This is a genomic window from Rhizobium sp. BK313 (assembly GCF_014193655.1).
In the GTDB taxonomy this organism is placed as follows: domain Bacteria; phylum Pseudomonadota; class Alphaproteobacteria; order Rhizobiales; family Rhizobiaceae; genus Rhizobium.
Genome location: NZ_JACHZQ010000002.1, coordinates 562,890 through 586,081 on the forward strand (window position 1 = coordinate 562,890; position 23,192 = coordinate 586,081).

18 protein-coding genes and 2 pseudogenes are annotated in these 23,192 nt (G+C 60.1%); 5 read left to right on the forward strand and 15 right to left on the reverse strand.

The features are described 5' to 3' along the window. Positions 1-49 precede the first annotated feature (49 nt). Together FHT86_RS14945 and FHT86_RS14950 are read left to right on the forward strand one after the other, a co-directional pair. On the forward strand, positions 50-1,114 hold the full coding sequence (locus tag FHT86_RS14945) for an ABC transporter permease subunit (protein ID WP_133707580.1): 1,065 nt from the start codon (positions 50-52) through the stop codon (positions 1,112-1,114). Next, positions 1,107-1,853 carry an ATP-binding cassette domain-containing protein gene (locus tag FHT86_RS14950; RefSeq protein WP_133707581.1) on the forward strand — a complete coding sequence of 249 codons (747 nt, stop codon included), beginning with the start codon at positions 1,107-1,109 and terminating at the stop codon, positions 1,851-1,853. Before FHT86_RS14945 ends, FHT86_RS14950 begins: the two co-directional genes overlap by 8 nt. A gap of 173 nt (positions 1,854-2,026) precedes the next feature. On the opposite strand, the gene FHT86_RS38050 is transcribed toward FHT86_RS14950, so the two are convergent. Continuing rightward, positions 2,027-3,064, reverse strand: coding sequence for a mechanosensitive ion channel family protein (locus tag FHT86_RS38050; protein WP_246779514.1), 1,038 nt, complete (start codon positions 3,062-3,064; stop codon positions 2,027-2,029). A gap of 1,329 nt (positions 3,065-4,393) precedes the next feature. Here FHT86_RS38050 and FHT86_RS14960 point away from each other — a divergent pair. Together FHT86_RS14960 and FHT86_RS14965 are read left to right on the forward strand one after the other, a co-directional pair. Next, positions 4,394-5,106, forward strand: a pseudogene (locus FHT86_RS14960) (SDR family oxidoreductase). 5 nt (positions 5,107-5,111) lie between these two features. Beyond that, entirely contained in the window at positions 5,112-6,434 is a 1,323-nt protein-coding gene (locus FHT86_RS14965) for a multidrug effflux MFS transporter (protein WP_246779515.1), read from the forward strand. 51 nt (positions 6,435-6,485) lie between these two features. On the opposite strand, the gene FHT86_RS14970 is transcribed toward FHT86_RS14965, so the two are convergent. The 13 genes and pseudogenes from FHT86_RS14970 to FHT86_RS15025 all read right to left on the reverse strand — a co-directional run bounded on the left by FHT86_RS14970 (position 6,486) and on the right by FHT86_RS15025 (position 20,094). Further along, a complete protein-coding gene (locus FHT86_RS14970) occupies positions 6,486-7,739 on the reverse strand; it encodes a flavin monoamine oxidase family protein (RefSeq protein ID WP_133707583.1) in 1,254 nt (417 codons plus the stop codon). Between the two features lie 203 nt (positions 7,740-7,942). Further along, on the reverse strand, positions 7,943-9,055 hold the full coding sequence (locus tag FHT86_RS14975) for an ABC transporter permease (protein WP_133707584.1): 1,113 nt from the start codon (positions 9,053-9,055) through the stop codon (positions 7,943-7,945). Between the two features lies 1 nt (position 9,056). After that, positions 9,057-10,208, reverse strand: coding sequence for an ABC transporter permease (locus FHT86_RS14980; protein ID WP_133707878.1), 1,152 nt, complete (start codon positions 10,206-10,208; stop codon positions 9,057-9,059). After that, positions 10,208-11,950: an ATP-binding cassette domain-containing protein gene (locus tag FHT86_RS14985; RefSeq protein WP_133707585.1), complete on the reverse strand. Its 1,743-nt coding sequence runs from the start codon at positions 11,948-11,950 to the stop codon at positions 10,208-10,210. Before FHT86_RS14985 ends, FHT86_RS14980 begins: the two co-directional genes overlap by 1 nt. Then, complete coding sequence (hlyD, locus tag FHT86_RS14990; protein ID WP_133707586.1) at positions 11,947-12,960, reverse strand: secretion protein HlyD; 1,014 nt, start codon at positions 12,958-12,960, stop codon at positions 11,947-11,949. The genes FHT86_RS14985 and hlyD overlap by 4 nt, the downstream gene beginning before the upstream one ends. Beyond that, positions 12,957-13,655 (reverse strand): CerR family C-terminal domain-containing protein, encoded by a 699-nt coding sequence (locus FHT86_RS14995; RefSeq protein ID WP_133707587.1) that lies wholly within the window; start codon positions 13,653-13,655, stop codon positions 12,957-12,959. The genes hlyD and FHT86_RS14995 overlap by 4 nt, the downstream gene beginning before the upstream one ends. 415 nt (positions 13,656-14,070) lie before the next feature. Then, positions 14,071-14,179, reverse strand: a pseudogene (locus FHT86_RS38895) (class II D-tagatose-bisphosphate aldolase non-catalytic subunit); the annotation flags it as partial. A 139-nt stretch (positions 14,180-14,318) separates the two neighbouring features. Next, complete coding sequence (locus FHT86_RS15000) at positions 14,319-15,272, reverse strand: SIS domain-containing protein (protein ID WP_133707588.1); 954 nt, start codon at positions 15,270-15,272, stop codon at positions 14,319-14,321. 12 nt (positions 15,273-15,284) lie between these two features. Further along, positions 15,285-16,118: a carbohydrate ABC transporter permease gene (locus FHT86_RS15005; RefSeq protein WP_409527597.1), complete on the reverse strand. Its 834-nt coding sequence runs from the start codon at positions 16,116-16,118 to the stop codon at positions 15,285-15,287. 23 nt (positions 16,119-16,141) lie between these two features. Then, positions 16,142-17,059, reverse strand: a complete 918-nt coding sequence (locus tag FHT86_RS15010; RefSeq protein ID WP_133707590.1) for a carbohydrate ABC transporter permease — start codon at positions 17,057-17,059, stop codon at positions 16,142-16,144. Then, a complete protein-coding gene (locus tag FHT86_RS15015) occupies positions 17,056-18,312 on the reverse strand; it encodes an ABC transporter substrate-binding protein (RefSeq protein WP_133707591.1) in 1,257 nt (418 codons plus the stop codon). Before FHT86_RS15015 ends, FHT86_RS15010 begins: the two co-directional genes overlap by 4 nt. Next, complete coding sequence (locus FHT86_RS15020) at positions 18,305-19,303, reverse strand: N-acetylglucosamine kinase (protein WP_133707592.1); 999 nt, start codon at positions 19,301-19,303, stop codon at positions 18,305-18,307. The genes FHT86_RS15015 and FHT86_RS15020 overlap by 8 nt, the downstream gene beginning before the upstream one ends. Next, positions 19,300-20,094, reverse strand: a complete 795-nt coding sequence (locus FHT86_RS15025) for a DeoR/GlpR family DNA-binding transcription regulator (RefSeq protein WP_133707593.1) — start codon at positions 20,092-20,094, stop codon at positions 19,300-19,302. The genes FHT86_RS15020 and FHT86_RS15025 overlap by 4 nt, the downstream gene beginning before the upstream one ends. A gap of 496 nt (positions 20,095-20,590) precedes the next feature. On the opposite strand from FHT86_RS15025, the gene FHT86_RS15030 reads away from it, so the two are divergent. Further along, entirely contained in the window at positions 20,591-22,552 is a 1,962-nt protein-coding gene (locus tag FHT86_RS15030) for an elongation factor G (RefSeq protein ID WP_133707594.1), read from the forward strand. Between the two features lie 349 nt (positions 22,553-22,901). Here FHT86_RS15030 and FHT86_RS15035 read toward each other — a convergent pair whose 3' ends face one another. After that, complete coding sequence (locus tag FHT86_RS15035) at positions 22,902-23,108, reverse strand: hypothetical protein (protein ID WP_133707595.1); 207 nt, start codon at positions 23,106-23,108, stop codon at positions 22,902-22,904. Positions 23,109-23,192 lie beyond the last annotated feature (84 nt).

Here is a 23,192-nt window from a genome sequence, read left to right on the forward strand (position 1 = left end):
AATGAGCGTGGCGATTTGTGTGCGTCCTCGCTCGGGTTCGGGTTGATCCATGACAATCGACAATATCGAGGCCCGCAAAGCGGACCCGCATGTGGCGCCGCAGGCAGACCACGGCGATCAGGCAAAAACCATCGTCAACCGCATCGCACAATTGCGTGCATGGCTCTTCCTTGCCGCGCTGATCGTGATTTTCGAGATCTGGGCGCGCATCGATTTCGGCGGCACTTTCGTCGGCTCAGCCTTCAACTGGCAGTCGGTTGCGGTTTTTGCCGTGGCGCCCCTCCTGCTTGCCATCGGCCAGACTTTCGTCATCATATCCGGCGGCATCGACCTTTCGACTGGCTTCATCATGGGTTTCGCGGCGGTCATTGCCGCGCATGTCACCAATATCGCCGGTCTCTATATGCCGCTGCCGGTGGCGATGGTTCTCGGAATTCTCGTGGCAATGCTGGCCGCCGCCATACCCGGTCTCATCAACGGCCTGCTGATTTCCCGCCTCAAGGTCCCGCCCTTCATCGGCACGCTCGGCATGTTCGGCGTCGCCCGCGGTACTGCATTTCTTCTCGCCGGCGGCACGACCGTGCCAGTCAAGAATTCCTATTTTGCCGAGCTTGGTAACGGCCGCTTTTACGGCGTACCTTATCTTGTCATTGTCACCATCGTCTTTGTTGTCATCATGCATTACCTGCTCAGCCAAACACGCTTTGGCCAGCACAATTATGCGATCGGCGCGAACGCACAGGCCGCGCGGCGGGCCGGCATCGATATAAGAACCCACCTCCTGCGGCTCTACATACTTTCGGCAGTTTGCGCGGGCCTTGGTGGTGCGCTCTATGCCGCTCGTTTCACCGCCGGCGCTGCCCAGGCCGGCGAACCGCTGCTGCTCGATAGTGTCGCCGCGGTCGTCATCGGCGGTGCCAGCCTGTTCGGTGGTTCAGGCACGATCGTCGGCACCATCGCCGGCGCGCTGGTCATCGCCGTCATTCAGTACGGTCTGGTTTTCATGAATGTCGAGCCGTTCTGGCAGTTCATCGCCGTCGGTATCGTCATCATCATTTCGGTGCTCATCGATCAGGCACAGCGCCGGTTCAGCGGAGCAAAGCAGGATGAATAGCGAAACACCTCTTCTCGAAGTCCGGAATCTGTCGCGGTATTTCGGAGCTGTCCGCGCGCTCGACAATTGCTCCATGATCGTCCACCCCGGCGAGGTCGTCGCGTTGGCGGGAGACAATGGTGCGGGCAAGACGACGATGATCAAGGCGATCTCCGGCGTCTATCCGCCAACGGCCGGTGAAATCCTCATTGAAGGAAAGCCTGTCACCTTCTCCTCGCCACAGGATGCGCGAGAAAAGGGAATAGAGACGATCTACCAGGATCTGGCGCTTGCCGACAATCTGACGATCGGCGCCAATATCTTCCTTGGCCGCGAACCGATGAAGAAGCTTTTCGGCTTTCTCCCCGTCCTCGACCGGAAGGCGATGGCGGAGGCGGCCCGCGAAACGATGGCGAAGCTTGACTTCCATGTGAAAAGGCTCGATGCGCCGGTCAGCAACTTTTCCGGCGGCCAACGCCAGGCGGTCGCAATCGGCCGCGCGGTCTATTGGAACGCCAGGATTCTGATCATGGACGAGCCGACTGCAGCTCTCGGCGTGCCGGAACAGCGCAAGGTGGTGGCATTGATCAAGTCGCTGAAGGCACAAGGTCGTGGCGTAATCTTCATTTCCCACAATCTTCAGGACATTTTCTCGGTGTCCGATCGGATCGTCGTCCTTCGCCGTGGCATCGTTGCGGGGGAGCGTAAGATCAGCGAAACCACCCACGAGGAAGTCGTCAAGCTGATGATTGGCGGCTAGTCGCGTTACCACATCGGGCGGGGTTCTGTTCCCGACGGGACGAAATGTGCTGATGGGTGGAAAACGGTGGTGCTCATTTCTGATAGCGCATAAGCCAACCCTCACCCTGATCATCACCGGGGTATTGCTGGTGGTGTAACCTGACAGCCCATGCTTTACCGTGCGCTAGCCGACTATCCAGCTTCCGTCGGTTCGGCGTTGGCGGTGAGCGGCTTTGGTACGGCATGAATGCCATTGTCGCGAAATGCATTTTGCACTGCCATCAACGCTGCTCTCCGGATCATGGACTGCTTGCCAGGCTTTGCCGTGAATTTGGCCTTGATAATCAAGGTCCCGTCCTCGACCTCGCCGATCCCCTGGCTCTTGAACGGCTCAATAAGGTCAGGGGCAAGCTCCGGGTTAGCGGCAATGTCCTGCCCGATCTTCTTGAAGAGCCTGCGAACCAGTTCGACGTCGGTGTCGAAGGCAACACGGAATGTCAGCTTTTCGATGACCCAATCGCGACTGAAATTCTGGATCTTGCCGATCTGTCCATAGGGCACTGTTGCGATTGAGCCGCGCGAACTGCGCAGGGAAACAGACCGTATCGAAATCTTCTCGACGGTGCCCTTGGCACCGGACGTTTCGATATACTCGCCAAATCGGAAAGCATCGTCGATCAGGAAGAAAAGGCCAGACACGACGTCTTTCACGAGCGTCTGCGAACCGAAGCCGATAGCCAGCCCAAAGACGCTTAGGCCTGTGATCAGCGGCCAGACATTGACGCCGACCGACACCAGGATCGACAGCAGGGCCAGCGCCAGAATGCTTGATTTTCCCACCGCGCTCAGTAGCGGCACAAGTGTGCCCAGCCTTGAGCGCGGCGCACTCGGTTCATCATGGTCGCTACTGAGGTTGGCACGCTTAATTTGCAAAGCTCGGCCCGTCATCGTGCCAACCACATTCCATAAAAACGCCGCAACAAGGGCAATCAGCACCATTCCGAACGTTCCGCGTGCAACGCTGCGCCATTCGAAGCCTAGTGCGAGTACGAGCGGCGCCGCCCACATTGCTCCCAACAGGGCGATTGTAACGATCGACAGAGTGAAGCGTGCTGTCTGCCGACCAGCGGCCACTGGTATCGAGATTTGGGACGATTCCAATCCCCGCTGCGCCCAGTTCCCGATGATCGCATCCAGATGCGGGGTTGCAAGGAAGATCAGCGCCGTCAATAGAACAGCCGAAGCCGGAAGCGCCTGACCTATTGTGAGGGCTGTCTGGATGCTGAGAAACGTGACGACGATGAACGCGATAACGATTGCCGGCCACAACCTGGCAAGTCGGTTGCGCAAGCGGGCTCGCGGGCGCGGACCAGCGACAGCCGCCGCCAGCGTCCGCCTGTGTCGCCACATGGCTCCTGCAAACAGAAGGTAGACGGGAATTCCCAGACCTGTGCGGACCAGGTCCTGGAGTCCAGGCCCGCCACCCCAAAGCTGCAATGTCGCACCGACCGCAACGCTGACCAGAGCCCAGCCGATCGCGATCGACAGGTCACGCGTAAAGGCCAAAGTATGGTGCGAGCGCTCATGAAACTGCGGAGGCCGCGATGCCATCAGTAGGGCTCGCACCAGGAATAACACGATACAGCCAACAACGGTCACAACTGCCCAGAGTCGGAGGGTCCGCAAGACCAAGCCCGAAGGCGCAAGAAGCCATGCGGCAGTGAGACCGACCACAAGGGCCGCGAGCGCGGCTGCTACATTGAAAAAAATTCTTTGCCACGCACGACGCGCGGCCTTCCCTCTCCTTGCCTGATGAGTGAGCAAAAGGCATGTACCGGCTGTCAGAGTTGCTACCACAATGGCTTCGAAAAGAAGAAGCAACGGTGTCGTAGACGCGCCCGTCAATGAAGTCCGCAGGCGTTCAAACTCGGCAGGCATGTCCGACAGCGCGGAAAGCCGCGAATGCAGACCAGTTACAAAGCTCCCCGCAGCCTTCTCAATGCTGGATATCGCAGCATTGACGTCCATTTCGGTTCCGGTCTCGCCACTCACGTTCCGTGTCCTCTTTGCGTCGATGCGAAGATTGGGCACCAGTCCAAGCCTGTCAAAGCACGCGCCTGCCGAGCACTTTAACTCCACGAGGGCTCTTCTGAGCAGTATATTACTGTAGCGTACTTACAGTCCGTGGCGTGTGTGGGCGTGAGATAAGGACAGCGCGCAGGGATAGGCTCCTGCGGTTGGATTGAATTCATAGCGATCAAACAATCGATTGATCTGATGAGCGCCATTTTGCAGCCGCGCCCATGGCCTTGGGCGAGGTTTCCGCCACGGGATCAGCGCATCCTGCGGGCAAGACGAGAGCGGCACAAAGCAAAAGCCGCGGAAGAAAGTTCGGGAATTTGCTGAATGCAATATCGGGCAAGGACGTACGCCGCAGTTGCAGGCCCGCGTCGATTGATGCAGGTGTTGCGCGCCTGCGACACTTCCTCCGAGTGGGCGGCCGGAATACATGAATTGAATTCATAACTTCATGCGGGTTGTGCGGTCTAATCGACATGGATGTACCAGCGTATCTTCCACACATCCCAAAGCCTGAGCGCTCGAAATGCGAGCAGGAGGAATACTATGAAGAAACGCGCACATGGTGCCCGACGGATCGACAGGCTCCGGGCGCTGGCGAAAGAGCTAAATCTTCCAGACAATGCAGTTGTCCTGACGGATGTTACTGACTGCGAACAGGTCAAGCGCCTCGTGGATGAGGCTGTTGTCGCACATGGCCGAATTGACGTGATCATCAATAATGCCGGCGTGATGCCGCATTCACCGCTCGAACGCGGCAAGGTCGAAGACTGGGATCGCATGATCGACGTCAATCTTAAAGGTGTCCTCTACGGATTGCGGCCGCTTTGCCGCGTATGAAGGAACAAAAGAGCGGACACATCATCAACGTCTCGTCTGTCGCCGGCCAAGTGCGGCCGGGCAGCGCCGTCTACGCTGCCACAAAGGCTGCGGTCCGGATGTTGTCTGAGGGGCTGCGCCAGGAGGTCAAGCCTTACAATCTCCGCACCACGACCATCGCGCCCGGCGCCGTCGAGTCCGAACTGCCGCAGAGCGTAACCGAAGCGGACGTCGCCAAAGGCATCCAGGACTTCTACGAATCCTATGCGATCCCGGCCGAGAGCCTCGCACGCGTCGTTGCCTTCGCCATCAGCCAGCCTGAGGACGTGGATGCGAACGAAATCCTCTTCCGTCCGACTGCTCAGGAGCTGTGAGAGCGATGCTCGACCATGTAACGGCCGAAGAACAACAGGCATCGCCCGAAACCGAAGCGACGTCCTTGATGGCCGACGTCCTTTCGGGCGATGCGAGGGAATCCACGCCGATGATGGCGGCGGAAAGATCGACGCAAAACGACGCGGCCTCGCATGGCTGGCGTGTGCTTGCGGTACTTAGCGCATTGATGGGCTTCGCCTCCATCTCAACCGATCTTTATCTTCCCGCGATGCCGGCGATGGGCAGAGATCTCGGTGTCGACGCGGGCGTGATGCAGCTGACGGTCTCAGGGTTCCTCATCGGCTTCAGCGTAGGACAGCTCCTCTGGGGACCGATCGGCGATCGCTACGGGCGACGCCTTCCGGTTTCGATCGGGCTCATGCTCTTTATATTGGGCTCCGCAGGCTGCGCCATGTCGGGCAGCGCCTCGTCGATGATCGGCTGGCGGATGGTCCAGGCCGTTGGCGCCTGCGCCGGTGTCGTTCTTTCGCGCGCCATGGTGCGCGACCTATATGCGGGCAATCGCGCGGCACAGATGCTTTCCACATTGATTACCGTGATGGCGATCGCACCGCTGCTCGGACCTATTGTTGGCGCTCAAATACTTGCAATCGCGGGCTGGCGGGCCATCTTCTGGACCTTGGTCGGTGTCGGACTGCTGACCCTTGCGGCACTCTTCACACTACCCGAGACGCTTCCAACCGAGCGCCGCAATCAGCAATCGTTGGCGCGCGCGATCGTCAGCTACGGCACGCTGCTCCGTGATCGCCGCCTGCTCGGCTATGCGGGCGCGGGCGGTTTCTTTTACGCTGGCATCTATGCCTATATCGCCGGCACTCCGTTTGCTTACATCACCTATCACCACGTGCCGCCACAGCTCTACGGACTACTGTTTGCCGTCGGGATCGTTGGCATCATGATGATGAACCTTGTAAATTCACGATTGGTGATGCGTGCCGGAAGCGAGCGGCTGCTGGTCTATGGTACGGGTGCCGCTGCATTTGCAGGCATCCTCCTTGGCGCGGCGGCTTGGACCGGCTGGGGCGGGCTCTGGGGTCTGGCTGTGCCGCTCTTCCTGTTCGTCTCGGCGAGCGGGCTCATCATCGCCAATTCCATTGCGGGACCCCTTGCCGATTTTCCGGAACGTGCTGGCTCGGTTTCCGCGCTGGTCGGCGCGATCCATTATGGCAGTGGCATCTTCGGTTCGGCACTTATTGGCACCTTCGCTAACGGCACGCCCTGGCCGATGGGGTGGGTTATCGGCATTGCTGGGGTCGGCAGCTTTCTCTGTGCGGGGGTGGTCTCTTCGGCACGAAGACAGACGTGAGCCGGGTTGCCCCGTCTGGATGCGCCATAACGAAGAATCGGCGCGACGCCATCAGTCCTTCTGTCGCAAGCGCGGGACGAGTGCATTGATCGCTTCCTCAGCAGCGCGGACACCGCTCTCATAGCCACCGTGCGCCGTCGAAAAGTCGCTTGTGTGCGTTGCTTCACCTGCAAAGAACAGGCGGTCGTCGAATGGCCGAGCCAGTGCAACTCGAGCGTCCGCCTGGCCTGGCAGCGCGTGGCTGTAGCCGCCGCCGATCGATGGCGTATGAGCCCAGTCGGAAGCGACGAGTGGCTGAAGGCAACGGCGCGCTGAAGAGCCGAAGAGCGAGACCAGTTGACCTATCGCCCGCTCGAATGCCGCACTGTGCCCTTCCGCGGCTGCGACCCGTGCACCGGCCCCTCCGAGAAAGCATTCGATCACAGGTGACCCTAACGGGCGAATATAGTAGGTGCCGGTGGCCGGATCATGAGGGTCACCGAGGACGTGACTCTCGGGGGCGAAGGGGCCGTCGCCGACAATCTCCAGGAACAGCTTTTCGTTATTGCCAAGCGGCAAGCAGGCTGCGGCGTCGCGCCATGGGTCGAGCGCCGAGGGCAAGGAAATTGCGCCGCCCGCAAGAACGTTTGTCGACACAGTAAGAATGACTGCGCGGGTTCGCACGGTAGCACCCGCCGTCCGGAGCACGATGCGGCGCTCATCGAGTGTCAGAGCGTCTACAGAGGTGGCGAGATGAAGCTCGACGCCGGCCGGCAGGCTCGCCGAAATCAGGGCGCCGTAGCCAGCCGGTACGCGCCAGTTGCAATTGGTGGACGCTTCGTCATACGCCGCATAATCCTTCGCTGAGATACGCTCAAGCTCATCGCCGCTGATATACCCGCTCAAGGCTTGCAGATAGGCTGTCCACGATCCGTCAGGTTCCAGCGCGTCCGCCGCTTTGTCACTGGCCGGCGCTGCCGTCGCAACTCGGCTGCTCCACAGCGCGAAGGCGCGTCGTGCGTCCTCTCGTTCGGCTTTTGAAAACCCGAGGTCGCGAAATTGCTCGCCCCAGGCAGTTAGGCCACGATCGACCTTGAAGCCCGATTCTTCGGCGATACGTGTCCACGGATTGCGATCGGCGGAATGAAGCCAGCCACAGCCAAGATCGACAGGCCCTGCCGATGTCTCGTATGTCCAGGCGCGGCCTCCAAGGCGCGGAAGGGAATCGAAGATCGATACGGAAAGACCGGTTCCGGCGAGGCGCCGCGCGGCGCCGATGCCGGCTGCCCCGGCGCCAATGATTGCGATGTCTGGTTCTGAATTCATTGCCGAAACTAGGACTCGATGTGGTCACGCATCATGCGTTAATCCTGGTATGCTGCGCAAGCGACACAGACTCGTATTGGCGCGAAATCCCGATCCATTGCGCTGGAAGCCTCTGGCAGAGGCAAGGTTCCCGACGATCAGCGCGTCGCAGTCCGCACCGATGACAACCCCGGCTGCGCGACGACTGGAGATATCGTCCCGGGCTACTCAAGCCTACGACGGAACAGCCACGACGCGGCGCTAAGGGTTACCGCCGCTATCACTAGGAGCGGCCATGTCTGGTTGAGCACCTCGGCGGACGGAATATCCTTGAGAAAGACGCCTTTGACGATCACCAGGAAATAGCGCAGCGGATTGATGACGGTCAGCGGCTGCAGCCAGTTGGGCATATTCTCGATCGGCGTGGCGAAGCCTGAAAGCAGCATGGCGGGGACCAGAAAAAGGAAGGCGCCCAGGATTGCCTGCTGCTGCGTCGTCGAAAGCGCCGAAATGAAGAGGCCAAGACCGGCAACGGAGGCGAGATAGAAGAGCGAACTGCCGTAGAGCAGGAGCAGCGAACCTCGTAATGGCACGCCGAAGATGAAGATCGCCGCAAGGATATAGATCGTCATGTGAAAGAGGCCGATCATCATCGGCGGAATGAACTTGCCGATCAGGATTTCGTGGGTGCTCAAGGGCGACACCATGAGCTGGTCGAACGTGCCGAGTTCCCGCTCGCGCGCAATGGAAAGCGCGGTGACGATGAGGCCGATGAGCAGCGCGATGCTGGCAATCAGGTTCGGTACCATGAACCATTGAAAGATCAGGTTGGGATTGAACCAGTTGCGCGGCACGACGACGACGGATCGTGCAGCCGCGCGTGTCCCTGCGGGCGTTTCGGCAGCAAGGGTCGCCACGATCTGGTTCAGATAGCCGGCGACGATCTGAGAGGCGTTCGAACGTCGGCCGTCGAGAATGATCTGCAGGTCGGCGGGCCTGCCCGCCTCGATATCACGCGAGAAATCCGGGCCGACGACGAGAGCGGCGGTGACGCGCTGCCGGTCGACCGCTTCGCGCATTTCGGCGAGATTTTGTACCGACGAGATGCTGCGGAAAGTCGGGGAGCCTTCGATGCGCTGGACGAGTTCCTGTCCCCAGTGGCCGCTGTCGCGGTTCAGCAACGCAATATCGACGTTGCGCACCTCCAGGGTCGCCGCATAGGAAAAGACCAGAAGCTGCACGATCGGCGGGCCGATCAAAATCAAGCGGCTCTTCGGATCGCGCAGTACCGCCAGCAGTTCCTTGATGATGAGCGCCTTCAGCCTCGACCACCACATCTTAGGCGATCCTTTTTTTTGTGCTGCGCGCGGCGAGCAGGAAGAAGATGCAGCCGATGGCAAACATGATGGCGATCGCTTGCAGGAACATCGGCCAGATATCACCGGCAAGAAAGACCGTCTGCAGGCTCGGAATAAGATACCGGGCCGGTACGATGAAGGTGATCCACTGGATGACCGTCGGCATCGAGTTGATCTCGAAGAGAAAACCCGACAGCAGGAAGGCCGGCAGGAACGCTGAAATCAATGCAAGCTGCGAGGCGAGAAACTGGTTCTTGGTCACGGCCGAGATCAACAGGCCCTGGCCAAGAGCCGGCATCAGGAAAACCGCCGACAGGGCGTAGAGCGCCAAGACAGAGCCCCGGAACGGTACGCCGAAGAGGAAGACGGCGAGCAGGACGCAGAGTGTCATCGAGGTCAAGCCAAGCAGGAAATAGGGCAACAGCTTGCCGGCAAGCAGCTCGGCCGCCGTGACCGGCGTTGCCATCATCGCCTCCATGGTGCCGCGTTCCCATTCGCGCGCGACCACCAGCGATGTCAGCAATGTCCCCACCAGCGTCATGACGATCGCAATGGAACCGGGCACGAGGAAGGAACGGCTGGTAAGCTCCGGGTTGAACCAGAAGCGTTGTTCGACGGTGATAGCCGGGCCGCCTCCCATCATTTCCGCCTGCCGCTGTAGCTGCCAGTTGGTGACCGCGCCCTGGGCATAGTTCTGCACGAAGTTGGCGGTGTTGGGATCCGAGCCGTCGACGATGACCTGAAGCTGCGGGCGATTGCCCGCCATATAGTTCGTCGTGAAGTCCGCCGGTATGACGATGATGCCGCGGATACGCGACAGGACCAGCTCCTCCTCGAACTGCCGGCGGTCGCGACCGCTGACGACCGAAAAATAGCGGGATGCCCTGAAGCTGGCTGCGAGATCGCCGGTAAGCGGCGTCGTCTCCTCCATGACCAGGCCGACACGCGTCAATTTGGTATCGAGCGAAACGCCATAGCCGAACAGGAAGAGCAGGATGATCGGAAGCACGAAGGCGATGAGGATGCTGCTCGGATCACGCATGACCTGGAAGCTCTCCTTGCGCACCAACGCGGTGAAGCGGCGGACGCGCTCGCGCCGCGACGAAGCGGTTGCAGCCGGGGAAGGGGACATCATGCCGCCATCCTCTCTTCCGACGCCTGGACGAGGGCGATGAAGGCATCTTCCATGGTCGGATCGGGGTTTTCCGCATTGGCAACCCCGGCCTTCAATTCGTCAGGCGAACCCAGCGCGATCGAGCGTCCGCGGTAGATCAACGAAATGCGATCGCAATATTCGGCCTCGTCCATAAAATGCGTAGTGACGAGGACTGTGACGCCCTTTTCGACGAGCGCATTGATATGGGTCCAGAATTCGCGGCGTGTAATCGGGTCCACGCCGGACGTCGGCTCGTCGAGGAAAAGCACCTCCGGCTCGTGCATCACCGCGCAGGCAAGCGCGAGCCTCTGTTTCAGGCCGAGCGGCAGGTCCTTCGCCGACATGGACAGCCGGGAACGAAAATCGAAGATCGATGTCATCAGGTCGACACGCTCACGCTTGTGCGCGCCGCGCAGACCGTAGACGCCGGCGAAGAATTGCAGGTTCTGGGAAACGCTGAGGTCGCCGTAGAGCGAGAATTTCTGCGCCATGTAGCCGAGACGATTGCGTGCCTCGGCGGTGTCGCGACGCAGGTCGAAACCCGCAATCCGGCCTTCGCCGTTTGTCGGCTTCAACAGGCCGCAGAGCATCTTGAACGTCGTGGATTTGCCGGCGCCATTCGGGCCAAGCAGTCCGAAGATCTGTCCGCGCGGGATGTCGAAGGTGATGTTGTCGGCCGCGGTGAAATCGCCGAAGCGCTTAGTCAGGGCGCGCGCCTCGATCACCGGTTTCTCGCCTTCGACGGTAAAGCTCCGCTGCGTCTCGGCCAGTTGCGAGCGTCCGCCCGGTCCGCCGCCCAGCATGTCGATGAACGCGTCCTCGAAACGAGGCTCTGCAGCCGTGACTTCGGCATCACCTGCCGCCGAAAACCGGCTTTCCCTGTCTTTGACCGTAACAAGCCTGATCGCCTCTCCCTGAATGACGCCGTCGACCACGCCGTCTTCATCGAGAAGTTTCGTCAGCATCTGGCGGCGCCTGCCCGCAATCCCGCTGATCCGAAAGACGCGGCCGGCGACGCGTTCGGTCAGATCCTTCGGCTCGCCGGCAAAAAGCAGCTTGCCTTCGCTAAGCAGAAACACACGGTCGCAGGCCTCGGCTTCGTCAAGATAGGCGGTCGACCACACCACGCCGATGCCTTCCTCCGTCAGGTTTTCCACCATCTTCCAGAGATCGCGCCGCGAAATGGGATCGACGCCGACACCGGGCTCGTCAAGCAGTAGCAGCTTCGGTTTCTTAAGAAGTGCGCAGGCAAGGCCGAGCTTCTGCTTCATGCCGCCGGAAAGCTTGCCGGCGAGGCGGCCGGTGAAACGCTTGAGATCGGTAAAGGTAAGCAACTCGTCGAAAGTCGCGGCCCTTTCATGCCTGGGCAGCCCGCGCAGGTCGGCATAGAGATTAAGATTTTCCTGAACCGACAGATCTTCGTAGAGGCCGAAGCGCTGTGGCATATAGCCGATCCCCGCTTGAATCGCCGCGGCATCATTGCGCGTGTCGAAGCCGAGAACCCGCACGGTTCCGCTTTCCGGCAGCATGAGCCCCGTCATCAAGCGGATGAGCGTCGTCTTGCCCGCGCCATCCGGGCCGACGAGGCCGGTTATCTCGCCGCCGTGAACCGCACCGGTGATGGCGTCAAGCGCCGGCTTTGCGGCGTCAAACTGTTTCGTGACCCCTTGAAGCCGGACAAGGTCGTCGCTGCCGCCTCTGTCGACCACGCCGCTCATTTTTCTGCCACCTGCGACGTCGGGAAGTGAAGTGTGACCGGCATGCCCTGGCGCAGATCAGGTCCAGGCTTGTCGATGGTGACACGCAGCCGATAGACGAGATCCGTCCGCAATTCGGGCGTCTCCACGGCTTTCGGCGTGAATTCGGCAACAGGCGAGATGAAGCCGATCGTGCCGTCATAGGCTTCGTCCGGCTTGGTGTCCGACGTGACCTTGATCTTCATGCCGGGGTGGATCCGGCCGAGATCCGGCTCGGCGACATAGCCACGCACCCAGACCGGCTCGGTCAGCGATAGCACGAAGACCGGGTCGGTCGGGGCCACGATCGACCCCGGCTCGTGCACGCGTGAGAGGATCACGCCGTCATTCGGGGCGCGCAGCTCCGTATCGCCGAGCGAGGTGCGTGCGGTCGCGAGCGTAGCCTCGGCAGCCTTGAGCTGCGCTTCCGCCGCAGCGATATCTTCGGCGCGGCTGCCTTCTTCCAGCAACTTCAGTGCCTGATTGGCCGAATCCGCGCGTGCCGCCGCCATGGCCCGCGCTGCCGTCGCCTGGTCCAGGTTGGCTTCGGATATGTTCCCCTGCGGCCGCAACTGCTTGGCGCGGTCATAAGCCAGATTGGCGTTTTGCAGATCGGCAAGCTGCTCTTCATAAGAGGCGCGCGCCTGTGCGATTTCCGTCGGGCGTGCCCCGGCCTTGAGCTTGTCGAGCGTGGCACGCAATGCTGCGGCATTGGCCTCGGCCGAGCGGACGGCATAGTCATAGGGCTCCGCGTCAAGGCGGGCGAGCACCGCGCCGCGTTTTACGACGTCACCCTCGTCGACAAGAGCCTCACTGAGCTTGCCGTTGACGCGAAATGCAAGCGAGACCTGGCGGATGTCGACATTGCCGTAGAGCACGAACTCCTTTTGCTCCTGCCATTTCCAGCCGAGTTTCGCCGGCGCGTCAGACCACCAGGCGGCTGCGCCCGCGGCAATGACGACAACGGCGGCAATCGGAATGATCCTATTCACGACAGTTCTCCTTTCGCCGGCCCGAGGGCGGCGACAAGCCTGCGCGCATGCTGCTGCAATCTGGCGATTTCCTTCTCGCCAATCGCATCCCATTCCATCTGAGCGAGCACGGCCGCATTTGCCATTCTGAAAACCATGAGACTGCCAACGAAAGACAGGCAGCGAAGGCGCACATTTTCCGATGCGGGATCATCGGCGATGATCGCCCCGATAAGACGGCGCCCGAGGCCAATCATCGGCCCCATGACACCGGAATAGACCCGCTCGAAGGCCGCTGTGGGCTCCATCTGTTCGCGAATGATGAAACGCGCCCAGGCTTCGGATTTCTTGCTGACGAAAAGAACGACCATGGTCTCGACGATCTCGTTCAGGAAGAGCCTTGCCTGCGCTTCGCCGAGTGGCATACCCGTTGCGTCGAGCGCTGCGATTTGCTCCGCCATCCGTTGCCGCATGCCGCCGATATACTGACCGATGATGTTGGCGAGATAATCCGCCGTGGCGATGTAAAGCCCTTCCTTGCTGCCGAAATAATAGGGAATCGCCTGAAGGTTCACGCCGGCCGCGTTTGTAATTTTACGCGTCGAAGCACCGTCGAAGCCGTATCGACCAAAGACGTCGAGAGCGTTTTCGAGCAGTTTCTCACGCGTTATGTCGCTGCGCGCGACCTCGGATTTTGTGTCGTTTCTCTCACTCATGCTGCCATATTACGCTGGTTTAGAAATAAGTCAATCGATTGACTGAATTTTGTGCGGCGCCTTCGAAAGGCCTGAGAGGCCGGGCTGCCATAACCTCTTCGTCCGCGATCTGCTTGGCTTGTCTGTTGTCATGGTCAGAGCGGAACGGGAATTAACGCTGCCACGGGGCGGATCGAAGGGCCGATTGGGCACGGGTTTGCGCCCGCCCGCGTCAGGCGCGAAAGACGCGAACGCGATATTGCTCACGTGCCGTCATCGTTATTGAAAAAGCTCCGGCGGACATGGTGGCTCGTCCTTCGGTAATGACAGGTCGACGTCTCGCTCGACTGACTAAAAGTGCCTGTTGCTTTACGAGTAGCCAGTCGAATATCTGGCTCAACCGAAGGAGGATGCCGGTAATTGCGTCGAGACCTTAGAGCGCCTCACGCAATGCAAAGCTCAGGCCGAGGCCTGAGCTTGAGGATGGCAAAGCCTTTCGAGACGAGGGCTGCAAGCGCCTTTGTCGGCTGATAATCCATCCAATGCGTTTCGCAGCCCTGCATATGACTTAGTGTGCCCCGAACGGGAAAGATGGCCGCATTGTCATTGCCATAATTCGACACCGTGCTGCACGATGCTGATCACCCGTTCCATAGAGGTCTCGATTGCATTCGATGGAGACGCTCATGCCAGCTTCACAACCTTCGTTAGGTGACGGGGCGAGACAGTATCAATTTTTCTGGATTGCGCGGAACGTTCCCCAAGGATTTGCAGGCCAGGTAGCACGCAAAGACCGACAAGCGCGGGATCACAGTCGACGGTCAGTTCAAGGTCGGCCGGTCCGCCGAAGCCGATGACGACTGCGCCCTTTTCCCTCAATTCCTCGACCAGCTTCGTTTCCGCGGCCTTTTGATCGGCGCTGTACAGCATGACGACGGCCGTCTTTTCATCGACGAGGCTAATTGGCCCGTGGCGATATTCGAGGGGATGGAAGGCCTGCGTCATGACCTGGCTCATCTCCATGAGCTTGAGCGCGCCTTCGAGCGCCACTCCATAGAGAGGACCGCTGCCGAGAAAGACGAAGTGAGACCGGTTGGCGATGACGCCGGGCAAGGCGGCATCAAGATCATCAGCGAGGCGGTGTGCCGACTTGACGATCGAGTGCGGAATTTCCTGTCCGATCATCTGCATGCCGAGCAGCAGCATGAGGCTCGCGGAAACCGTCATGACGATTCCCTCGTCCGGATGGGTCTCAGCCTTGATCAAGAAATCGCAATTCTTCGCCAGGGAACTCTCAGGCTCCACCGTCACGGCGGTTACGGAGGCGCCGGCTGCGCGACTGGCCTTGGCGGCTGCGACTGTCTCGGTCGTTTCGCCGCTGCGCGAGAGGGCCACCACATGCGTCTCCCGCCAGCGCGGCCAGAAGGCGCCTGGACGGTTCAGCCACTCGGCGCCCGGCGCCGCAATCGCCGGGCGGCCGGCCATATTGGAATATGCCGCAAGTGACAGAGCAAGATTGTAGGATGTTCCGCAACCGACGAAGACCGTCAGTTCGGCGTCGTGTGGGGCGGATGTTGAACCGATTGCTTTTTCCCAATAGGGAAATTGCTCAAAGATCACCTTTTCCGTCGTATTCATACTGTCTCCGATTCATTTGACCGAACCTGCCAGCAGTCCGCTGACGAGGTATCGGTTGAGGAAAATGACGACCAGGGCAGGGATGACGATGGCAATCGCTCCGCTTGCCGTGATCAGCCCATAGTCGATGAAGTTCTTGGTGACGAATTCGGGGATCAGCACCGTCAACGGCTTCGTCGCCTGCGGCGAGAAGATGAGCGGGACGAGATACTGACCCCAGGCACCGAGAAATGTCAGGATCGCCGCTGCGGTCAGGCCAGGCCCCGCCAGTGGCAGCACGATTTTGAAGAAGATGTAGAGGCGACCGGCTCCGTCGAGCTGGGCGGCCTCCTCCAGTGAGATCGGCAAGGCCTCAAAAACGCTCCGCAACAGCCAGAGGGAGAGGGGCAGATAGGCTGATACATAGATCAGCGCGACGCCCACATAGGTATCGACAAGCTGGAGGCTGATCATGATCCGGTAAAGCGGGATCAAGACGGCATATGCCGGAATTGCCAGCGTTGCCACTACTGCGGCAAAGAGGAACTGCCGACCGGGAAACTGCAGGCGCGTGAAAGCGTAGGCGCCCAGAGCGGAGATTGCGACACAAAGGATCGTGGCAGCGGTCGACGTTACGATGCTGTTGACCAGCGCCGCGCGAAACTGCGCCCACACCTCGACGCCGCCAATGCGCGCAATATTGATGCCGAGGAGCCGGGAGAATTGATCAAGCGTGAAGTGTTGCGGGAAGAAATTAATCGGACGCGCCGAGAAATCCTCGGTGGGCGTGACGGAGCTTGCGATCGTCCAGTAGATCGGGCCCAACGACCAGATCAATAGGAGCGCAACGCCGGTCCAGATCAACAAATGATATCCGAGGCTTTGTTTCATCACTCGAACCTCGTGTTGCGGTAGACACGAAGGACGTAGACGAGGGAAACAAGCAGCGACACGAGCGTGATCACGACCGAAAGCGCCATCCCGTAGGAGAAGCGGAGATTTTGGAACGTCTCAAGGTAGATTTGGACGAGGACGGGCCGCGTCTCAAGACTGGTGCCGGCAAGCACCCAGGCTTCATCAAATAGATTGAAGGCGTTGACGGTCGCGTTGGTCATGGCAACGGCAATGGCGCTGCGCACCAGCGGCAGCGTGACCAAGGTGAACATCTGAAAGCGTGTGGCGCCATCGATGCGGGCGGCTTCGTAAAGGTGCGTCGGAATGCTCTGCATCGCGGCAAGGACGATGACGACGGTGAGCGGCATCATGCGCCAGACATGTACTACGGTGACGGCGATGATCGCGCTGGTGCGGTCGTTGAACCAGACATGGTTTTCGAACGGCAGCCCCATTGCCGAAAGGATGCCGTTCAGAAGGCCGGCCCCCGGTTGATAGATCCAAAGCCAGATCACCGAATTGACGACGCCCGGCAGGGCCCAGGGCAAAACGACGGCGGCGAGCAGCCATTGCCGCCCGACCTTGACCTGATTGATAAGGGCAGCGGCAAGCACCCCGAAAACGGTCTCGGCAGTAACTGCAAGGACGACATAGAGAAGTGTATTGATCCAGGTCGTCGCCAGTTGGCCATCGGACAACATGCGGGTGTAGTTTTCCAGGCCGACGAAAGGGGTGCCCGCCTGCATCGGATTGACCCGGTGCAGGCTGTCCCAAAAGGTTCTTGCAACAGGGTAGAAGACGAGCGCCGCCATGCAAATGAGGATTGGGGAGACGAGCAGCAGGCCGAGCATGGTGTCGGCGTTGACGCCGACCCCACGCCTGCTTCTGACGCCCACGGAGGCGACGACCGTCATTGCGCCATCGCCTGCTTTGCCGCGTCGGCGATGCTTTGCATGGCCTGGTCAACCGTCATCTGGCCTTTGGCGGCACTATTGATGGCGGTGTTCACAGCGCTCGAGAATTGCGGATACCAAGGTGGCGTACCCTGCGGAAACAGCGCCTCGACGGTCTTCGATTGCGCCACCAGCGTATCGCCGCTGTGCAGGTCACCGGACGCGTTGAGCTCGGACAGAGCCGATGTGCGGGTCGGCAGGAAGCCATTGACGAAGTTCTTCTTCTGGAAATCCTTGCTGGTGAACCACTTGATGAAGGCGATCGCCGCCTCCTTGTGCTGCGAGGTGTTGGGAATGGCAAGCGCCTCCGGCAGGCCGAAGGTGCGTGTTTCGCCGCTTGCAGTCGGCACGAGGATCGCCCCCGCCTGACCGGCGATCTTCGATTGCTTCGGGTCGTTCATCGTCCCCAACCGGCCCGGCTCCCCCGAGATCATGATGCTGGTAATGCCCTGCGAGAACATGCCCTCGTTGATCTGGGTATCCTTAAGGCCAGTCGAAGCGGGGTCGACGAGCCCATCCTTCAGCAGCATAAGCTCGAATGCCAAGGCTTTATAGCCAGCCGAATCCGGCGTGGTGAACAGCGGATTGAAATCCTTGTCGAACAGCTCACCGCCGAAAGCCTTGGTCAGCAGATACCAGCTGGTCGAGGCGCCCTCGGTCGGCGAAAGCGGCAGACCGATGGGGTAGTTGGAGATGCCCTTCGACTTGATCTGCTTTGCTGCGGCCACCAGTTCGTCCAGCGTCTTCGGCATTTGCGTGATACCCGCATCAGCAAAATGTTTTTTGTTGATGAGCATGACGCGGAAGTCGTTGGTATAGGGAACGCCGAGTAATTTGCCGTCGACCGTGAAGATCGAGGACACGCCGATATCCTTGACGGTGTCGGCATCGATCACGTCGTTGAGCGGCATATACCAGCCGGCGGCGCTGAACTGGCCCGTCCATGACCAGTCGAACTCCGTGACGTCCGCGGGCGCTGTGCCGGCGATCAACGCGGTGACCAACTTCGGGCGAATGTCGTCCCAGGATAATGTCTGCAGGTCGACGTGGATGCCGGTTTGGGCCTCGAAGTCAGCCGGGATATTCGGTCCCTGCGGCGAGGGCATCAGTACTGTGATCGATTGGCCGGCAAGCGGCTTTGCATCCTGGCCGGCTGCCGGAACGGCGGCTATCAGGGCTGCGGCTACTGTCAGCGGCAAAATGAGTTTACGCATGTTCCCATCTTTCCTTGTTATTGAGGTCTGCATCGCCTGAATATGCCGCCGCAGCTTTCGCCGTGGCGGCGATTTGCCCGATCCAGCCTTCATCTATCGGCCAGTCGAGAAGTTGGGCCGCAGCCAGCAAGGCGCCGCCAATGGGAGGAAGTCTTGGTGCAATCGCCGGCCGACCGATGCGCTGTTCGAGCGCCGCAAGCAGCAGGCGGCTGGAAAAGGTACCGCCGGCATAGGTCCAATCGGTCCCCGGATCACAATGTCCGGCAATAGCTTGGTGATGTTTTGCGAGTTCATCGGCTGCCTGTTCAATCAGCCGGGTGGCGCCTTCGTCGCCGCCCCGCGCCACGCGGTCGACGAGAATGGAAAGCGCCGCGATGTCGGCGCGCCGATTGGTAAGCTCGCTGACCCAGCCCGCCAGCCCGTTGACGGGATCGGAGCTATCAATATCAAGGTAGTCAAATATCTCTTTCGCCAGCGCCGTGGGTGGAGCGCGCCCATCGAGACTTTGGCTGATAAGCCGCAGGGCTGCTCGGCCGATCCAATGGCTGCTACCCTCGTCTCCGATCACATCGCCCCATCCACCGACACGTGAGGATGCGCCGGCCTTATTGCGAGCCCAGGCCATCGAGCCCGTGCCGGAAAGGAGCAAAATACCCGGCTCGCCGGCAAAAGCGCCGAGATGGGCCGCATCGACGTCATTGAGCACCTCTTGGCGCACAGTCGGAAAGGCCTGCGTGACCGCTTCGCGCTGTAGCTCGGAAAGGCGGGCCACTTCGCCATAAGCCGGCAGGGCGGCGGCGACCGCCGCCAATTGTCGCTCCTTCAGAAACGGGTGGAGATGTTTATCCAGCTCCTGGCGCCAGTTCGGATTGTCCATCGGATTGACGCCGCCGCCGCGCGAGCTCCGCAGAATTCGGCCAGTCCGGTCCGCAAGCGCAACGAGCACTTTGCTGCCGCCGCCATCGATGCCGAGGATCAGGTCGTCGGTCATTCTCTTGCTCCCAAGTCCGCGATGGTCGCTTCGACACCGAGATTCTCGAGCTCGCCGCGCCAACGCTGCGACAGCCCCGCATCGGTGATCACCTTCGCGGTATTCAATGGCGCGACCTTGTAGGTCGCTGTGGTTCCGAATTTCGAGGAATCGGTCAGGACGAACCGATGGGCCGAACGGGTGAGCATCCGTTTGTTCAGGCTCGCTTCTGCGCTGTCCACACTGTAGATCGCCCCATCGGGGCTGATTGCGCTGGCGCCGAGAAAGAGCTGGTCGAACCAGATTGTTTCCAACATCGCCTCGGCCTGCGGACCTACAAGCGAGGCATTTTCGCTACGCAACTGTCCGCCCAGCAGTACGACGTCGAGGTTCGGAATGTTGAGGAATTCCTGCGCAACCGTCAGGCCGTTGGTGAAGATTCGAAGTGGCATCGGGTTGATACGAATGAGGCGGGCAAGCTGGAGGACGGTTGTGCCTGCGTCGAGAAAAATCGCTGTGTGCGGCGCAAGCAGATCATAGGCGGCCGTCGCTATTGCGCGTTTGGCCGACAGATGCCGCTTGGCCCGCTCCTGAAACGCAAGTTCTACGGAAGAGCCCTCGGCAATGCGCGCGCCGCCATGGACTCGGTCGATCGCACCTTCTCGCTCCAGAATCTGCAAGTCCCGCCGTACCGTTGCGAGCGACGCGCCGATGGCGTCGGCAAGGGTCTGAATCGTTGAAAATCCATTCGCATAGAGGTGGCTGCGAATGGCGTCGAGGCGATCGACCTTTATCCCTCCGGCCTGGCTCACCGAATGATCTCCCTGCTTCCGTCGCGCTCAATTCAATCAGATTTTCACCCGATCAGATCAATGTCAATCACCAATATGACGCTTTTTGATCTAATTGCTTCGTGACCGATCGAAAGCGAACTGCGCGTGCTCCCGAAAGGGAATGACGCGCTCACCGACGGCAAGCGGCAGCCTGCCGCAGCTCCCAAGGGGATTGGTGGCTGGACCTGGTCTCAGTGATACTTGGGCAGCATGTTGCCGCGTTGTGCGATCAAGTCGTCAATCAGTTTCCAGATTTGGCCGGTCACTCTGCCACAGCGAAGATGGTCGTGCCTGACCTGCTGAGGGCATGTTCAGCGTGCGGTTCGAAACCGCTCAGGCGGTTTTTAGCCACAATAGCGGAGACCAAGGGCGGAACCTTTGATCAATAAGAAAATTGTGCCTCTGGCGCCTTGCTGCGGTTCAGGGCATCCTGTGATGGCCGAAAATTGTGCTTATGGCAGTTGGAGGAATGCCGATGCGTTGCTTTACTGTACTTGGACCTTCGCAGACCGGAAAATCGACGGTCGTTGAAAAGCTCGGCTCCTTGGAGGGGACGCCGAGAAAATCCAGCTCCCCCTATGGACTGAACTTGACAGAATTCACCTTCGCAGACGAAGCGTGGTGTGCGCTGGATGCGCCAGGACCCAACGAAGCGTTGGCGCATGTACAGCACGCGCTTCTTGCCAGCGACGCCTGCATCCTGTGTGTTTCTCCGGCTCCTGAGGAGGCTGTGCTCGCCGCGCCCTATTTGCGCGTAATCGAGGCCTCGGAGACGCCATGCATCCTCTTCGTCAACCGGATGGACGAACCGAGAGGGCGGCTACGGGATGTGATCGCAGCGCTTCAAGACTACGCCAACCACACCCTTCTGCTTCGCCAGATCCCGATCCGCGAGGGGGATAGGATCGTCGGCAGTTGCGATCTGATTTCGGAACGGGCGTGGCGCTACCGGGAGGGGCAGACTTCGGCGCTGATCGCGATCCCCGAAAGCGCCGCCGAACGCGAGCACGAAGCGCGCACCGAACTCCTGGAGCACCTGTCCGAATTCGATGATTGGCTTCTCGAGGAACTGATCGAGGACCGCGAGCCGCCCAGCGACGCGCTCTATGCCATTTCATCGCGGGTCCTCAGGGAAAACAGGATTATTCCGGTCATGATCGGTGCCGCAAGTCACGGCAACGGCATGATGAGGCTGATGAAGGCGCTGCGCCACGAGGCGCCGCCGGTAGGGGTTCTTCGGCAGCGTCTTGCTCATGCGGGCACTGTCGATGAAAGCAAGCTGGCGGCGGTGAGCTTCCATGCCTACCATCGCCAGAACGTCGGCAAGACGGTGCTCGTGCGCGCACTTGGCGACGGATTGCGGCAAGGCGGATCATTGGGCGGCTCCGGCCTCGGCGCCGTACAGAATCTCGCAAACGGGCGGTCCAATTCGGCGGTTGTGCCTGCGCCCGGGGATGTGTTTGCGACGGTCAAGTCCGACCACCTGCCTGTCCCTTCGCTGTTGACATCAGACGCGGTGGTCGCCCCGCCTCAGTGGACGGAGCCACCCACGCCGATGCTTGAAAGGATCCTAGTCCCGGGCAGCGAGCGCGATGAAAACAAGCTTTCTGAAACGCTGGCAAAACTTTCCGAGACGGATCGCGGCCTAACGGTCTTGCAGGAGGAAAGCACCGGAGCCCAACTCGTCTGCGCCCAGGGGCCGGTGCATCTGCGCGATCTTTGCAGAACCCTGTCCGATGTCTTTCACATCGAAGTCACCGATCGAACGCCCAGCCCAATCTACCGAGAGACGATCGCGAAGCCATCTGAAGTTCATTACCGCCACCGCAAACAGACCGGGGGTGCCGGGCAGTTTGCGGATGTGAAGCTCAGCATTCGTCCCAACGAGCGCGGCCGGGGCTTCACCTTCAGCGAAACCGTCAAGGGCGGCGTCGTTCCGCGCAACTACATCCCTGCCGTCGAAGCGGGCGCGCGCGAAGCGATGGAGAAAGGGCCGCTCGGCTTCCAGGTCATCGATGTCGGCGTCACGCTTTTCGATGGTCAGCACCATACCGTCGACAGTTCGGAACATGCCTTCCGGACTGCATCGAAAATGGGAGTGCGACAGGCGCTTTCCGAAGGATCGGCCGTCTTGATGCAGCCGATCTTTCGCAGCGAAATTCACATTCCGTCGGTTCATTCCGGCAGCCTCGTTCAGATCGTCTCCGCCCTCAAGGGCCAGGTTCTCGGCTTCGACCGGGATGAAGCCGCTAAGGGATGGGACATCTTCCGGGCGCTCGTTCCGGGCAGCGCACTCGACGATCTGGCGCGGGCGCTGCGCTCGGCGACGCAGGGCATTGGTTATTTTTCCAAGGCCTTCGATCATTTCGAGGAGTTGTATGGCAAGGAAGCAGATGCCATCGTGAGGGCGCACGAGACACAACGCGTCGAGCACTGAAACATAGTCGGCAAGACGCTCACGACCGTTTCGCAGGGCGCGCCTTAGCGATATTCCTTGCGCAACAGATGATCGGAAGCAGGATTAAGTTCCGGCCTTAGGGAACACGATGTCGATGCTGTTGGCGGTCCATAAAGCGGCAGTGGATCGCGCAGAAATGACGAGCGCGGAAATCTATCACACGCCCGCCATTGCTCGGTCCGCCGCAAAGCGCCCAGGGCACCCCGTAGCTAGAGTCGCCAAACAGAAAGTTAATAGCCCATGCGAATATCTTTCGGGCTATCGCATTCTCTGTGATAGTGCGGCAATTCCTATCGATAACATCGTGTTTGCCCGGGCGACGCCGACGTCAGCTTAGGGGAAGCCCACGCTGTAGGGCGACGTGCTCAAGGACCTGCTTGACGTGGAGTGCATCTGTAGGTGGCCTGTTGATCGCACTCGTTGCCGCTGCCTTAAGCGTCTTGTTGAGGTGATCAATCGCGATGATCAGCTCATCGTCACCGATAGCCGGATTTTCTACGATCGAATCCACGAGACGTGCGATCTGCCGAAACATGTTTCATTCCTCTTCATTCATTGAAGCCAGTGAAGGGTACATGATTCTCTCGCATGGCAGTTTCACACCGACATGGATGGTTGC

Excerpts from the sequence above, each read along its gene's own strand:
- FHT86_RS14945 (WP_133707580.1), top strand. The coding sequence starts at position 50 with ATGACAATCGACAATATCGAGGCCCGCAAAGCGGACCCGCATGTGGCG.
- FHT86_RS14950 (WP_133707581.1), top strand. The coding sequence starts at position 1,107 with ATGAATAGCGAAACACCTCTTCTCGAAGTCCGGAATCTGTCGCGGTAT.
- FHT86_RS14965 (WP_246779515.1), top strand. The coding sequence starts at position 5,112 with ATGCTCGACCATGTAACGGCCGAAGAACAACAGGCATCGCCCGAAACC.
- FHT86_RS14970 (WP_133707583.1), bottom strand. The coding sequence starts at position 7,739 with ATGAATTCAGAACCAGACATCGCAATCATTGGCGCCGGGGCAGCCGGC.
- FHT86_RS14975 (WP_133707584.1), bottom strand. The coding sequence starts at position 9,055 with ATGTGGTGGTCGAGGCTGAAGGCGCTCATCATCAAGGAACTGCTGGCG.
- FHT86_RS14980 (WP_133707878.1), bottom strand. The coding sequence starts at position 10,208 with ATGTCCCCTTCCCCGGCTGCAACCGCTTCGTCGCGGCGCGAGCGCGTC.
- FHT86_RS14985 (WP_133707585.1), bottom strand. The coding sequence starts at position 11,950 with ATGAGCGGCGTGGTCGACAGAGGCGGCAGCGACGACCTTGTCCGGCTT.
- FHT86_RS14995 (WP_133707587.1), bottom strand. The coding sequence starts at position 13,655 with ATGAGTGAGAGAAACGACACAAAATCCGAGGTCGCGCGCAGCGACATA.
- FHT86_RS15000 (WP_133707588.1), bottom strand. The coding sequence starts at position 15,272 with ATGAATACGACGGAAAAGGTGATCTTTGAGCAATTTCCCTATTGGGAA.
- FHT86_RS15010 (WP_133707590.1), bottom strand. The coding sequence starts at position 17,059 with ATGACGGTCGTCGCCTCCGTGGGCGTCAGAAGCAGGCGTGGGGTCGGC.
- FHT86_RS15015 (WP_133707591.1), bottom strand. The coding sequence starts at position 18,312 with ATGCGTAAACTCATTTTGCCGCTGACAGTAGCCGCAGCCCTGATAGCC.
- FHT86_RS15020 (WP_133707592.1), bottom strand. The coding sequence starts at position 19,303 with ATGACCGACGACCTGATCCTCGGCATCGATGGCGGCGGCAGCAAAGTG.
- FHT86_RS15030 (WP_133707594.1), top strand. The coding sequence starts at position 20,591 with ATGCGTTGCTTTACTGTACTTGGACCTTCGCAGACCGGAAAATCGACG.
- FHT86_RS15035 (WP_133707595.1), bottom strand. The coding sequence starts at position 23,108 with ATGTTTCGGCAGATCGCACGTCTCGTGGATTCGATCGTAGAAAATCCG.